Source organism: Brevundimonas sp. (genome assembly GCF_032107865.1).
Taxonomy (GTDB): Bacteria; Pseudomonadota; Alphaproteobacteria; order Caulobacterales; family Caulobacteraceae; genus Brevundimonas.
Genome location: NZ_DAMCNG010000010.1, coordinates 17,732 through 30,872, shown reverse-complemented (window position 1 = coordinate 30,872; position 13,141 = coordinate 17,732). Strand labels below are relative to the sequence as shown.

Below are 13,141 nucleotides of genomic sequence, written 5' to 3'. Positions count from 1 at the left end.
TCAGGCCGAGTTCGCGCGCCAGATCTGCCGTGCGCTCGGACGTCGGGACGCAGCGCAGGTCCGGCAGGTTGCGGGCGGCCAGCGCCTTGACGAACCAGGCGGCCGTCGAGCCGGTGCCCAGACCGACGACCATCCCGGCCTCGACGTGGGCGGCGGCGGCTTCGCCGGCGTTCTTCTTCTGCAGGTCGCTCATTGGGATTTCGCAGCTTTCTTCGCGCGCATGGTTTCCATGAAGCGGGCGGCCCAGCCCGGCTTCGCTGTCTGTTGCCCCCGCGCCAGGGCTAGGTCGCCGGGCGCGACGTCCTTCGTCACCACGGAGCCGGAGCCGACCATGGCGCCCGCGCCGATGGTGACGGGGGCGACCAGCGAGGAGTTGGAGCCGACGAAGGCGCCCTCGCCCACCGTGGTGCGATGTTTGAAGAAGCCGTCGTAGTTACAGAAGATCGTGCCCGCGCCGATGTTGGCTTTCGCGCCCACATGGCCGTCGCCGAGATAGGCCAGATGGTTGGCCTTGGCGCCCGCGTCCATGCGGACGTTCTTGACCTCGACGAAGTTGCCGACCTTGACGCCGTCGCCCAGATCCGCGCCGGGGCGCAGGCGGGCGTAAGGACCGACCTCGGCGCCGGTCGCGACCTTGGCGCCCTCGATGTGGCTGAAGCTGCGGATACGCGCGCCTTCGGCCACGACCGCGCCGGGGCCGAAGACGACGAAGGGCTCGATGGTCGTGCCCGCGCCGATGTCCGTATCCCAGGCGAAGTGGACGGTGTCGGGCGCGCTCATGGTCACCCCCTGCGCCAGGAAGTGCTCGCGCTGGGTCTTCTGGAACAGGGCCTCGGCCTGGGCCAGTTCGGCTTGGGCGTTGACGCCCATGACGGAGTCCTCGGCGGCGAAGACGGCGCGGGTCGGGGCGCCGCGCTTACGGGCCAGCTCAACCACGTCGGTCAGGTAGTATTCGCCCTTGGCGTTGTCGTTCGTGACCTCGGCCAACAGCTCGAACAGCAGGCCGACCGGGGCGGCCATGACACCCGAGTTGCAGGCGGTGATCGCCAGCACGTCTGCTGACGCTTCCTTGGCCTCGGTGATGGCCAGCAGGCTGTCGCCGTCGAGGATCAGGCGGCCGTAGGCGCCGGGATCGCGCGCCTCGAAGCCGATGACGGTCACGCCTTCATGGGTCGCGAAAACCGGCTCGATGTCGGCGGCCTTCAGCAGAGGCACATCCCCGTAGGTGACGACCACCTGGCCGATGAAGTCGCCCAGCACAGCCTCGGCGGCGCGCACGGCGTGGCCGGTGCCCAGCGGCGGGTCCTGAACGGCGATGCTGTCGGCGCCGAGACGTTTCTCTACATGAGCGCGGACTTCCGGCGAGTGTGAGCCGACCACGACCACGATGCGCTCGCAGCCCAGGGCCTCGGCCGCGTCGATGGCGTGATCCAGCATGGCGCGCGCGCCGACCGGGTGCAGCACCTTGGGCAGGGGCGACTTCATGCGCGTGCCCTGGCCGGCGGCGAGGATGATGGCGGCCCTAGGATGACTATGGGGATGGGGTGCGGTCATGAATCGATCCGGCGGCTTGTCGTTGCCTGCGATCTAGCCCATTGCCGGTGTCTTCGCGAGCCGGGAGACAGATGAGTGAGCATTGAGCGCGACCTGGAAGGCTGGACCATCGCCTTCGACCTGGACGGGACTCTGGTGGATTCGGCGCCGGATCTGATCGGCACGCTGAACCGGATGCTGGCGGAGTATGAGTTGCCGCCCGTGCCCATGTCCTCGACCCGGCATCTGGTCGGACACGGCGCCATGGCCATGTTGCGTCACGGCTTCATGGAAGCGGGCGCCGTCTGGGACGAGGCCCACGCCCCCGGCCTGTTCGAGCGCTTCATCGAGGTCTACCTGGCCCACATCGCCGATGAGAGCCGCCCGTTCGACGGCTGCGTCGCGGCGCTGGACCGGCTGAGCGCGCGCGGGGCGATCCTGTGCGTGGCGACCAACAAGCGCACGGACCTGTCGGTGGCGCTGATCGAGGCGCTGGACCTGACGCGCCACTTCGCCTTCGTCGCCGGGCCGGATGCCGTCTCGGCCCGCAAGCCCAGCGGCGCCCACATCATCGAGGCGGTGCGCAAGGCGGGCGGCGACCCGGCGCGCTGCGTCATGGTCGGCGACAGCACCACCGACACCAAAGCAGCCAAGGACGCAGGCGTGCCCTGCATCGCCGTCAGCTTCGGCTACAATGACGTGCCGCACGCCGAACTGGGCGGCGACGTGATGATCGACCACTACGACGGGTTCGAAGACGCGCTGGCCGAGGTGATGGGCTAAGCCCCCTCGCTGGCCCCTCCACCGCTCATCCCGGCGAAGGCCGGGATCCTGATGCCGAACGCGGCCCGAAAGCGGACGTTCTGAAGTTCAGTTGGGGGTGGTTAGCCGACGTTGCCTGCGGTTTCGCATAGAAGCTTGTCTGGCAGACGCATCCGCAAAGCTCCGCGCGAACCGATAAGCATGTGTGCGTTCCAGGAGACCACCACCTCATAGCTAGATGCCCCATCTAGGGTGAGTGCCTCCGGGCTATTGGCAGTTGCCGTACACTGGAAGCGGGCAGCAACTCGTTTGCCTTTCTCGCCAGTCGCCGTGCCTGATATTGGTTCGTCCGCCAAAATCCGAACCTGCGTGCTCGGTTTAACTAGCTCGATCGAGGCGCGACTGAAGAAATCGCGACCTTGGAGCATGTCGAACAAACGGTCGGAAACGTCGAGCGTTATCGTCATGCTTCCGCTCGAATGAGAAACGCTTTCGACTCTAGCGGCGACAGGCTCGCTCACACAGCCAGCGGTCAACAGGATTGCAGTGATGACAGTCGCGTGTCTGATCATTCTGACAGAATGTATCGACCCGAAGTCGATGCCCGCAATGGGTCGTGAACTGAAATTTGCTTAAGGGTGGTTAGCGGTCGTTCCAAGATCCGGCTTGAACCGCCGTGATAAGGCTTCCAACGGTCAGACTGCGATAGGTTCGCTCGCCGCGCCATTCGCGAAACTCTCGAACGAGGTTCAGGCCGAAGTTATGTGCTACCTCGTTTGGCGCGTATTTCCTCAAGTCCATGAGGCTGAAGTCAGTGCCGAACGGCTCCCTAATCGCATCGATGGCATCGCCCAGATCCTCACCGGCCAGACCCAGATCGTAATACAGTTCCGTTGTGTCGGTGATTGGGTCCGCGCACATGGTGACCCGCTTCAGCGCGCTGAACACATGGTCGCGGATAGCATTCCCTGATCGATCAATGTCGTCGGCCATGTCTTCAGTGAACGCGAAAGGGGTAATGTCCGCAACGGGTCGTGAGCGGTCTTTGCCCTCTATGCCCCTTCCAGACGTTCGTCAGACGGAGAAAGCAGCCCCAATGCGGTGGCTTTGACGTCGTCAATCTGATGTCGCGCCTTGCAATCTGGATCTCGGCCTGCGCCGGGAGGAGCGGGTCGGGGTGAGGCAGAAAAACTAAACGGCTGGTCAGAACTTCTAACCCTCAATCGCTCCCGTTGCGGTTGCCGTCACCGCTCGCGCCAAACACATAGATCGACCCGTTCCTCCTCCCAGGGTCGTCATGCTTCGTCGCTTCTTCGCTATCCCGCTCTGGCAGCGCACCGCCGCCGGATTCGTCCTGGGCATCATCGCCGGCCTGATCCTGCGTGAGCAGGCGACGGTCTGGCTGCAGCCGATCGGCGACGTCTATCTGAACCTGATCCGCATGGTGGTGGCGCCGCTGGTGCTGTTCACCATCGCCAGTTCGATCGCCAAGTTGGGCGAAGGGGTCGGCGCGGTGCGGCTGGGGGTGCGGACCATCGTCTGGTTCGCCGTCACCTCCCTGCTGGCCGTGCTGGTCGGCTTCGCCTTCGGCCACATCATCAATCCGGGCGTAGGCCTGTCCAACCTGCCGCTGGGCGAGGTGAAGGCGCGCGAGATTCCGACGCCGTTGCAGGTGCTGCTGAGCATCGTGCCGACCAACCCCTTCGCCTCTCTGGCCGAGGGCAAGGTGCTGCAGATCATCTTCTTCTCGGCGCTGGTGGGCGCAGCGCTGGTCGCGCTGGGCGACCGGGCGCAGAATGCGCGCAGGCTGGTGGATGAGGGCGCGGCCCTGGTGTTCCGCATCACCCGCTGGGTGATCCAGTTGACGCCGTTCGGAGTGTTCGGCCTGATCGGTTCGGTCGTTGGCGGTTACGGGTGGGAGGCGCTGCTGCCGCTGGGCAAGTTCATCTTCGCCATCTATGCGGCCTGCCTGTTCCACATCTTCGTCGTCTATTCGGGCCTGCTGAAGCTGCACGGGCTGAAGGTGGTCAGCTTCTTCCGGGGCGGAGCTGCGGCCATGCAGACGGCCTTCGCCACCTCCTCGTCGCTGGGCACCCTGCCCGTCACCCTGCGCCAGACGGTCGAGCGGCTGGGCGTGCCCCAGGCCTATGCCGCCTTCGCCGTGCCGCTGGGCGCCAATGTGAAGATGGACGGGTGCGGCGCCATCTATCCGGCCATCGCCTCCATCTTCATCGCCCAGTATTTCCAGATCGACCTGACGCTGACGCAATACATCCTGATCGGCCTGACGGCGGTCCTGGGGTCGCTGGGCACGGCGGGCGTGCCGGGGACTAGCATCGTCATGCTGACCCTGACGCTGTCGACGGCGGGCCTGCCGCTGGAAGGCGTCGGCTACATCATCGCCATCGACCGCATCATCGACATGATGCGCACGGCCACCAACGTCACCGGCCAGATGGTCGTGCCGGTGCTGGTCGCCAAGGAAGAAGGCATCCTGAACGAGGACATCTACAACGGCCATGTCGCCTGGCTGCCCGGCGATCCGGACAGCGAAACGCCGGAAGGCGCGCGGGCGGCGGGAATCTGATCAGGCCGGGGGATTAGACGGACGACGCGACGGCCGCTAGGTTGCGGCCGTCTCAGCGTTCGCCGCTTGCCTCTAGCAGACTGGTCGTAATGAAGAATTCTGGCGTCATTCTCGTCTCCAGCAACTGCATGACGGCGGGGATCGCTCTTTCTCTCAAGGCCCTTCTACCCGACCATGAGATCGAGACCGCGCATATGCGCTCGTTCCTCGACCTATCGCCGCATGAGGTGAAACAGCGCCTCGCCCATGTCGACATATGGGTGACGGGCGTGACCGATCAGAGCATCGTCGACCTGGGCGCCCATATCCAGACGATCCGCGTCCCGAGACTGATCTTCGACGCCTATCACCCGGATATCGCCTATGCGCGAGACGCCGCCGGAACGCTCATCAAGGGCGTCGGAGATTCTGAATACCACTCCGCCATCGTTCTTTGGTGCCATCAGAACGGCGTCAGCGCCCAGCAATGCGCCCAGTTGTTCACGCCGGAGACCTTTACGCGGATCGGCTATGTCGGCCGCTGGACGCAGGCCGTCGCCAGCCTCAGGGCCCTTTTCGACGCCGGCGACCTGGCTTTCGATGACTTCTTTCCAGCCATGATGGAGCTTTCGCCCTTCATGCATTCGTTCAACCACCCGATCGCCCCGGCCGTGACCCGCCTCGCCAAGCTGATCGCGTACAAAATCACCGGCGACCGGGGCCTCCTGTCCTTGCCGATCGAGCGAAGCATCCAGGACACGCTGGCGCTGGACACCATCTGGCCGATCTATCCCGGCGTCGCCGAGCATTACGGCCTGCGCGGAGCCTATCTATGGAAGATCGGCGCCGGACTGTTTTATCGCACGCCCGCAGACTTCGTTGACGCCAGCTACGCGGCCTATGAGGGCGCCGACAGCGCCAGGTGGGAGATTTCTCGGATGGACCGGGCCTTGTTTGATCGCGTTCTGCCTGAGCGAGTCAGCCCCCAATGACCAACCCTTATCGCAGCCTGCCTGACCACTGTTTCTGGTCCCGCGCCGTGTCCTGGGCCGCGCCCGGACAACTCGATCCCATGGTCGAAAGCCCGTTCCGCATCACCCCTGACATGAAGGTCGCGACGCTGGGCAGTTGCTTCGCCCAACATATCGCCCGCCATCTGCAGCGCTCGGGCCTGAACTACTTCGTCTCGGAAACGGCGCCGGACGCACTGTCAGCCGAAGAGGCCGTCGCCGGGCACTATGGGGTGTTTTCAGCCCGATACGGCAACATCTACACGGTCCGGCAGGCGGTTCAGTTGTTCGACAGGGCCTTCGGCGCCTTTCAACCGCGCGAAGACGTCTGGGAGCGCGACGGGGTCTTCGTGGACCCATTCAGGCCCATGATCGAACCCGCAGGCTTCCCCTCGCCCCAGGCCGTGCGGGATGCGTCGAAGGCTCACCTCGCCCATGTCCGCAGGGTGTTCAGCGAGGCTGACGTCATTATCTTCACCTTGGGGCTCACCGAGGCGTGGCGCAGCCTTAAAGACGGCGCCGTCTTCGCCACGGCGCCCGGCGTCGCCGGCGGCGCCTTTGACCCTGGGCGGCACGAGAAGGCGAACTTCAAATCCCGCGACGTCAGCGATGACCTCCAGGCCTTCTGCGACCGCATCGCCAAAGTGAACCCGGACGCCCGGATCGTGCTGACGGTCTCGCCCGTCCCCCTGATCGCCACGCACCAGGATGATCAGCACGTCCTGAGCGCCACCACCTATTCCAAGGCGGTGTTGCGCGTCGCAGCCGGCGAGGTCGCCCAGGCCAATCCCTCGGTCAGCTATTTCCCTTCCTTCGAAATCATCACGTCCGCCCATAGTCGCGGGAGCTATTTCGAGCCTGACCTGCGATCCGTCCGAGAGGTCGGCGTCGCCCATGTCATGCGCGTCTTCTCGCGGCATTTCCTGGAGAGCGGCGACGAGCTGGTCGACGCAGCCCCGACCGCCCCGGCATCGACGCCGACCGACGCCGATGTCGTTTGCGATGAAGAGGTTATCGAGCGCGCCCTGCGTGCCGGCGGTTTCTCTTCCTGATCGTCCATTTGGGCTTGCATGCCCCCAAAGGCCGGGCTATGTCCCCGCCTCCCGACGGCGCAGTCACTGACCGCCCCGTTCCAGGCGGACGCGTAGCTCAGCGGGAGAGCACCTCGTTCACACCGAGGGGGTCACAGGTTCAATCCCTGTCGCGTCCACCATTTTTCCCTTTACCTTACAACAAGATAAAGCCGAGCGACCGGCTCCCACCCTTGTCTGTCTCTAGCTTGACCTCCCTAGGGGGGCGCTAGGGGGGCGCCGAAAACCTCGTTGGAAAGCGCTTTTCAGGCTGTTTCATCCAGGATTCCCATGAATGAAGCCACGGCCCTTCCCCGTCCTAATCGCGCCTCTCGCAACGCCGGCGGGCACCGACGCAACGTCCGCATCTGACGCAGCCAGGATTATAGTCAAGCTTCGTAAGGCGTGTCGTTCGACGCGTGCATTGTGAGCTTTCTCCATGGAACCGCCCAAGCCCCTGACCGTCGAAATCACGGTTCGGGCCCTCATCGCCCGCATCCGGCGTGAAACGCCTCGGCCAATCGGGGACCGCCAGTCTTCCATCATCAGCTCGGCCGCCTGGATCTGCATCGGGATCGGCGTCGCCGCCATGCTCGGCGCCCTTGCCTATCGGCCCTTCGCGACAGGACTGGGCGTCGTCTTCGCCATCGCCTGGGTCATGGCGGCCGGCCTCCTCTTCTGGGTTGTCCTGAGTCCGATCCCGGCCATGATCAAGAACCGCATCGGTCCGACCGATGCGCTGGCCGACTTGGCGGACCGGCGCTGGAAGGGCGTGCGACACGTAGCCGAGGAACTCGCCGAGCATCACGATCACTCGGCCATCGGTGAAGCCGCCAAGACCGTTCAGTCCGAGATCGACGCCGCCGAACGCCGCAAGGTCCAGATCGCCAGCGTCATCGCGCTCGGCACAGCGGTCGCCGCCGTCAACGCCCAGACCGGCCTGGGCCAAGGGTTCGACGAGGTCGCACGCTCCATCACCGCCGCTGCGCCCTTGCTGGGCGTCGGCGCCGGAGCCGCCCTGGTCACCACGCTCGGCTTCCTGAACACCCTGCACCGGGTGAAGGAGGCGCTGGCTGAAAGCCTGACGCTGAAGGTGTCGGTCGAGGAAACGGTCAGGGGCTAGCCCGCTCGGCTTCTTAGCGCTCGTGCAGACGCCGTCTCATCCCGGGACGGCGTCAGAACGGAATGACCCCCGAACGATAGAGTTCGATCACCCTGGCCCGATCCACGATCTCTCGCCGGGCTGCGATGCTCCAGTCGGGAAATTCGTCTAGAGCAAGTTCATGCACCCAGTTGCCGATCACCGGCTCATGGCCGGGAAACTGGTGCGCCGTCAGATCATAAAAGCAGTTCCCTGCCCCAACCCAGAAATGACGCTCGTCCCGAGAGTTGGCGCCCATGAACAACAGGACGTCGCTCAGGCCGTATTTTTCCTCAAGCAGGTAGATGAAGGTCAGCGACGCGCTCTCGCAACAGTTATGAGGATAGGAGAGGCTGAAGGGGTAACGAAGCCTCCGCTCCTGGCGATTGCGCTCAAGAAACGCCATCAGCAGCCGCGCCGAACGAACCAAGGCGGGCTGCGTGGGCACCGGGCGTTCGGCTTCATCAGATATGTTCTTGGAACCCTCGTTCACCGGGAAGCCTGCTTCTGTACCTTTGCTCACAAGCTTGACAGTATAGAGCCGACATTATCGATCCAAGGTCGTTCCATGCAGTTTCTGGACGAGAAGACCGCCCGGCAAGCCGTCGCGGCGAAGATTGCCTCGTCTACGGCTTGCGATCTGGCCGTCGCCTTCTGGGGCGCGGGCGCGACCGAGACCCTCGGGCTTTCACAACGCAGCGGCACCGCCAGCGTCGTCTGCAACCTCGCCATGGGCGGCACTAACCCCGGCGAGATCCGCGCCCTCATGGCGGTGGGCGTCAAGGTGGAGCAGGCGGACGACCTCCACGCCAAGGTCTATCTCTTCGATGATGCGGTCATCCTGGGGTCGTCCAACGCCTCCTCCAACGGCCTTGCGTTCCAGCCCGGAGACGGTGTCGGGTGGCGGGAAGCGAACATCCTCGTCGAGGATCCCGATGTCCTGGCCTCCGTCAAAGCCTGGCGGTCGTCTCTCGAGGTTCGTGAGATCACCGAGGCGGACCTGAGCGCGGCCGAGCAGGCATGGCGCCGTCGCAGGAGCGCTGCCGCCCCGCCCGCCGGGATCACGTCTCTCCTCGCCATGCTCGAGGATAATCCAGGCTACTTCGACGATCGCCCCGCCTATCTCGTCCTGTCCATGACCGGCATGACCCCGGAGGCCGACAGGCTGCTCGACCAGATCAGCGCGCTGGCCGCCGACGACCTGTCAGCCTACCGGGCCTTTCCGGGGCTGCCGGATGAAGCCCACCTGCTGGATTTCTGGATCGACGAGAAGGGACGTCTGGAATTCGCCGGCTGCTTCGAACGAACACCTCGCCTCAAGGATCGTCCCCTGCTCTCGGGCGATCTGCAGCTCTGTCTCCAGCGTCCCGATGTGATGGGTCTTCACTATCATCCCGGTGAACAAACGCGCTGGGAGAAAATCGCCGACGCCGTGCGGCGATCAGCGCTGTGGAACAAGAAGCACAACTGCGCCGCGGTCCGGATGTCCGACCTGCCCCGCTTGCTCAAGGCGCATGCGCCCGCAGCAAAAGCGCCTCCGGCCATGGGAGAGCGCGAGCGCTTCCACGGTGCCATGGTCGCTCTGTGTCAGAGGATTTTCAGCGAAACGACCTACACGCCCCACTACTTCAGGCAAATGCTCGACAAGGAAACCGGTCTGCTCGTCGCCAAAAAGCTCATGGCAAAAGGCGTTTCAGACGGTTTCCAGAGCCTTTTCGAACGGGGGCGCCTGGACCTGACCGTGGAGGCCGTTGTCACAGATCCGGAATGGAGCCCGCTCTTCGATCCCTCCGAGGTGAAAAGGGCCGGATCCGTTCTTAAGCAGGCAGGATACTCGCCGCCCTCCTGACACGGAAACACCCAGGGTTGCGCCCTCGTCGATACAGGGTGCATGTCCCGACGCTCGGCTTTCATTGATTCACGTTCTTCCAGGGGGACTTCATGGCGGACCTCGTTCTCAGATCATCCAACCTTGACAATATCGTCGCCGGTCCGCTTACGGCGCGCTGGAACGCCGCCGGCACGCGGATTCTTCGTTACTACATCGACCTGCGCCACTCGAAGATGAACCTGCACCGCGAGCTTAGCGCGCCAGAGCGGTTCATCCTGCAGAGCAAGGTCGACGCCCTACTCGCCGCCTGGGACGAGAAGTGGGAGCAGTATCAGGTCAAGACCATGCTGCAGTCAGGCAAGGAGTCGGCCGACGAGATGACCGCGGACGCCCTGCACCGGATCGACGGCCTCGGCCTCATCCTAGCCCATACCCTCTCGGTCAATGACGCCGTCGACTGGGAGGCTCTGAAGGACCGTAGCGCCTATCCAATGCCTCTGCGCTTCCCACAGGCAAAGCCCGTCTTCACCCCCTTCCCCGCCCCGACCTTTACGGCGCCGACCATCTCTTTCTGGAACCGTTTGATCGGTAAGGCAGAGCGCATCCGCGAGGAGGCCGCCGGCAAGCATCGCGAAGCCGTGGCCGCCTGGGAGGTTCAGGAAGCGCTCGGCCGCGCCCGCCACGCCGCCGAGGTCGGTCACTGGCAGAAGGCCGAGAAAGACTTCTGGGACGAGCACGAGGTCGCCAACAACGCCTTCCTCGCCGAACAGGCCGAAGCCAACGCCAAGGTCGACGCCCTGCGTATGTCTGTGTCAGCGGGCGATCCGGAAGCGGTCGTCGAACACGCCAGTCTCGTTCTGGAGGCCTCCGACTACGACGGTCTGTTCGAGAAGTCATACGAAGTCCGGCACCGGCCTGAGGATCGCCTGCTGCTCGTCAGCTACGACCTGCCCGCGCCGGACGCCCTGCCGGCCGTGAAGAGCGTGCGGTTCGTCAAGGCCACTGCGGAAATGAAGGAGACCCTGATCTCCGAACGCGATCGCAAGGCCAATTTCGAAAACGTCGCCTATCAGATCTGCCTGCGCACGCTGCACGAGTTGTTCGAAGCGGACGTTGATCGCAACATTGATCGCATCCTCTTCAATGGTCAGGTCGAATACGTCGACCCCCGCACGGGTCAGGAAGCCCGCGCCTGCCTGCTGTCGGTCCTAGTGGATCGCGCCAACCTCGAGGCGATCGATCTCGCCCGCGTCGACCCCAAGGCATGTTTCAAGAGTCTCAAAGGCGTGTCTGCGGCCAGCTTGGCCTCGCTGACTGCTGTGCCGCCTGTCATGGAGATGGACCGCGAAGACCGCCGCTTCATCGAGGGTCGGGACGTCGCGCAGACCCTTGATGAGGGCACGAACCTCGCCAGCATGTCGTGGGAGGACTTCGAGCATCTGGTCCGCGAACTCTTCGAGGAGGAATTCCGCTCGCGCGGCGGCGAGGTCAAGGTCACGCGCTCCAGCAGCGACGGTGGCGTGGACGCCGTCGCCTTCGACCCCGACCCAATCAGCGGCGGCAAGATCGTCATCCAGGCCAAACGCTATACCCGTACGGTTGGCGTCGCGGCGGTGCGCGACCTCTATGGCACGGTAATGAACGAAGGCGCCTCCAAGGGGATTCTGGTCACGACCGCGGACTATGGGCCCGACGCCTATCAGTTCGCCAACGGCAAGCCCCTCACCCTGCTGAACGGGGCCAACCTCCTGCACCTGATGGACAAGCACGGCCGCCGCGCCCGCATCGACATCCGCGAAGCGAGACAGGCGGCGTTCTGACGCGGCAAGAACCAAACGACGGCCGCCCTTGTGGGCGATCCGGGAATTAGGCGACGACGTTCCGCTCAATCCGAAGCGGACCGAGGTGAACTGGTCGCAGCGGGCGGACTCGGATTGGTCGTGCTTCGGGACGGCGTAGTTGTCCCCGATCCTTGAAGCGCAGGAGAGCCCGGCGCCTCGGTCGCAACCGCACCATTGACCGTTTCGCTGGATGACGACGCGGCCGGTCCAGTGGGAACATCAGTCAAGGTCCCCACCTCCCCCACAGGCTCCCCTTCCGCCCCGGACGCTTCTCGCGCCCGCCGGTCGGCGTCCCTGCTGCAGGCGGCGGCCAGCAGACCAAGGACGGCCAGGCCCGCCGCGATCTTGATGTAGGTCTTCATGTCGAGTTCCCTTTTCGACAAAACGGAAAGAGCGAGGCCGAGGATTGTTGCGACAGTCGCCTTTCGGTCAGTCGTGAGCGCCGAGCGTCATAGGTTCCCGGCAACTTCAGCCCGCCCGCCTCCGGGGTGTAGCCCTCTTCCCCTTTTCCGAAGCTGCAGGCTGCTTGGCTGTCCGCGCGCCCCTGCGAGCTTCGGCGCCCGAACCTTTCAGGCTGGCGCGGAGCGCGGCCATCAGATTCACGACATTGGTGTCCTCCGGCTCGGCGGCGCGAACAGGCTTGTGACCCTTCTGTTTGGAGGCGATCAGAGCCTTGAGCGCCTCCTCGTATCGATCGACAAACTGGTCTGGGTCGAAGGGCCCGGCCTTCTGCTCGATGATCCGCCGCGCAATATCCACCATGGCGGGATCGGGCGCCTTGTCCGATATGGCTCCAAACACGTCTCGCATGGCGCGAACCTCCCCCCGCGTCCGGAGGGAATAGGCGAGGATACCCTGATCTCTCGGTTCCAAAGCCAGGAGACGTTCGCGCGTTGAAAGGACCACGCGGCCAAGTGCGATCTTGCCCTCGGACCTCATGGCCTCACGGATAACGCCGAAGGCTTCCTCCGCCAGCGCACCGGCCGGCGCGAGATAGTAGGGATTATCCCAGTAGAGGCGGTCGATCTCTTCCTCTGGCACGAAGCGCTCGATATCGATCGTTTTCGTACTCTCCAGCTTGACGGATTTTATCTCCTCGTTGGTCAGGAGGATGTATTCGTCCTTGGCGACAGCGTAGCCCTTGACCAGGGACGACCGCTCGACCGGGCCCGTGTCCGGGTCGGTGGTGATCATCCGGATGCGGTTGTTGGTCTCGGGATTGATGAGATTGAAGTGGACCTCGCCCCCCGAACTGGTCGCCGTGTAAAGGGCGACGGGGCAGGTCACGAGGGACAGACGCAGGTGTCCCTGCCAGGTGGGGCGATACGCCATTTCGAGCCTCCGGGACGGGCGCCGCGCCCGTCGCGCCGAATCAACACCATGAAAC

Annotated in this window: 12 protein-coding genes, 1 tRNA gene and 1 pseudogene; 8 read left to right on the top strand and 6 right to left on the bottom strand. The window is 64.4% G+C overall.

What is annotated here, in order from left to right; genetic code table 11:
- Both RT567_RS02090 and glmU read right to left on the bottom strand, forming a co-directional pair.
- Positions 1-193: pseudogene (locus tag RT567_RS02090) on the bottom strand (ribose 5-phosphate isomerase A); the annotation flags it as partial.
- A complete protein-coding gene (glmU, locus tag RT567_RS02085; protein WP_313573988.1) occupies positions 190-1,554 on the bottom strand; it encodes a bifunctional UDP-N-acetylglucosamine diphosphorylase/glucosamine-1-phosphate N-acetyltransferase GlmU in 1,365 nt (454 codons plus the stop codon). The gene glmU and the pseudogene RT567_RS02090, both read right to left, overlap by 4 nt.
- Before the next feature lie 75 nt (positions 1,555-1,629).
- On the opposite strand from glmU, the gene RT567_RS02080 reads away from it, so the two are divergent.
- Positions 1,630-2,316, top strand: coding sequence for an HAD-IA family hydrolase (locus RT567_RS02080; protein ID WP_313573986.1), 687 nt, complete (start codon positions 1,630-1,632; stop codon positions 2,314-2,316).
- A gap of 101 nt (positions 2,317-2,417) precedes the next feature.
- Here the strand turns inward: RT567_RS02080 and RT567_RS02075 are convergent, their stop codons facing one another.
- On the bottom strand, positions 2,418-2,762 hold the full coding sequence (locus tag RT567_RS02075; RefSeq protein WP_313573985.1) for a hypothetical protein: 345 nt from the start codon (positions 2,760-2,762) through the stop codon (positions 2,418-2,420).
- 175 nt (positions 2,763-2,937) lie between these two features.
- Positions 2,938-3,288, bottom strand: coding sequence for a DUF1493 family protein (locus RT567_RS02070; RefSeq protein WP_313393605.1), 351 nt, complete (start codon positions 3,286-3,288; stop codon positions 2,938-2,940).
- A gap of 304 nt (positions 3,289-3,592) precedes the next feature.
- Here RT567_RS02070 and RT567_RS02065 point away from each other — a divergent pair, with 304 nt between their 5' ends.
- The 5 genes from RT567_RS02065 (at position 3,593) to RT567_RS02045 (ending at position 8,064) form a co-directional block, all read left to right on the top strand.
- A complete protein-coding gene (locus RT567_RS02065) occupies positions 3,593-4,882 on the top strand; it encodes a dicarboxylate/amino acid:cation symporter (RefSeq protein ID WP_313573983.1) in 1,290 nt (429 codons plus the stop codon).
- 89 nt (positions 4,883-4,971) lie between these two features.
- A complete protein-coding gene (locus tag RT567_RS02060; RefSeq protein WP_313573981.1) occupies positions 4,972-5,853 on the top strand; it encodes a WcbI family polysaccharide biosynthesis putative acetyltransferase in 882 nt (293 codons plus the stop codon).
- The gene (locus RT567_RS02055) at positions 5,850-6,923 is read left to right on the top strand and encodes a GSCFA domain-containing protein (protein ID WP_313573979.1); all 1,074 of its coding nucleotides are present in this window, start codon (positions 5,850-5,852) and stop codon (positions 6,921-6,923) included. The genes RT567_RS02060 and RT567_RS02055 overlap by 4 nt, the downstream gene beginning before the upstream one ends.
- An 86-nt stretch (positions 6,924-7,009) precedes the next feature.
- Positions 7,010-7,084 (top strand) — tRNA-Val (locus RT567_RS02050).
- 296 nt (positions 7,085-7,380) lie between these two features.
- Positions 7,381-8,064 (top strand): hypothetical protein, encoded by a 684-nt coding sequence (locus RT567_RS02045; protein WP_313573978.1) that lies wholly within the window; start codon positions 7,381-7,383, stop codon positions 8,062-8,064.
- A gap of 52 nt (positions 8,065-8,116) precedes the next feature.
- Here the strand turns inward: RT567_RS02045 and RT567_RS02040 are convergent, their stop codons facing one another.
- On the bottom strand, positions 8,117-8,575 hold the full coding sequence (locus RT567_RS02040) for a hypothetical protein (protein WP_313573977.1): 459 nt from the start codon (positions 8,573-8,575) through the stop codon (positions 8,117-8,119).
- Between the two features lie 75 nt (positions 8,576-8,650).
- On the opposite strand from RT567_RS02040, the gene RT567_RS02035 reads away from it, so the two are divergent.
- Together RT567_RS02035 and RT567_RS02030 are read left to right on the top strand one after the other, a co-directional pair.
- A complete protein-coding gene (locus RT567_RS02035) occupies positions 8,651-9,931 on the top strand; it encodes a phospholipase D family protein (protein ID WP_313573975.1) in 1,281 nt (426 codons plus the stop codon).
- Between the two features lie 92 nt (positions 9,932-10,023).
- Positions 10,024-11,733: a restriction endonuclease gene (locus RT567_RS02030; protein ID WP_313573973.1), complete on the top strand. Its 1,710-nt coding sequence runs from the start codon at positions 10,024-10,026 to the stop codon at positions 11,731-11,733.
- A gap of 489 nt (positions 11,734-12,222) precedes the next feature.
- On the opposite strand, the gene RT567_RS02025 is transcribed toward RT567_RS02030, so the two are convergent.
- Positions 12,223-13,086: a Ku protein gene (locus RT567_RS02025; RefSeq protein WP_313573971.1), complete on the bottom strand. Its 864-nt coding sequence runs from the start codon at positions 13,084-13,086 to the stop codon at positions 12,223-12,225.
- Between the last annotated feature and the right edge of the window lie 55 nt (positions 13,087-13,141).

Coding starts and splice junctions, on each gene's coding strand:
- glmU (WP_313573988.1), bottom strand. CDS start 1,554: ATGACCGCACCCCATCCCCATAGTCATCCTAGGGCCGCCATCATCCTC.
- RT567_RS02075 (WP_313573985.1), bottom strand. CDS start 2,762: ATGACGATAACGCTCGACGTTTCCGACCGTTTGTTCGACATGCTCCAA.
- RT567_RS02070 (WP_313393605.1), bottom strand. CDS start 3,288: ATGGCCGACGACATTGATCGATCAGGGAATGCTATCCGCGACCATGTG.
- RT567_RS02065 (WP_313573983.1), top strand. CDS start 3,593: ATGCTTCGTCGCTTCTTCGCTATCCCGCTCTGGCAGCGCACCGCCGCC.
- RT567_RS02060 (WP_313573981.1), top strand. CDS start 4,972: ATGAAGAATTCTGGCGTCATTCTCGTCTCCAGCAACTGCATGACGGCG.
- RT567_RS02055 (WP_313573979.1), top strand. CDS start 5,850: ATGACCAACCCTTATCGCAGCCTGCCTGACCACTGTTTCTGGTCCCGC.
- RT567_RS02045 (WP_313573978.1), top strand. CDS start 7,381: ATGGAACCGCCCAAGCCCCTGACCGTCGAAATCACGGTTCGGGCCCTC.
- RT567_RS02035 (WP_313573975.1), top strand. CDS start 8,651: ATGCAGTTTCTGGACGAGAAGACCGCCCGGCAAGCCGTCGCGGCGAAG.
- RT567_RS02030 (WP_313573973.1), top strand. CDS start 10,024: ATGGCGGACCTCGTTCTCAGATCATCCAACCTTGACAATATCGTCGCC.
- RT567_RS02025 (WP_313573971.1), bottom strand. CDS start 13,086: ATGGCGTATCGCCCCACCTGGCAGGGACACCTGCGTCTGTCCCTCGTG.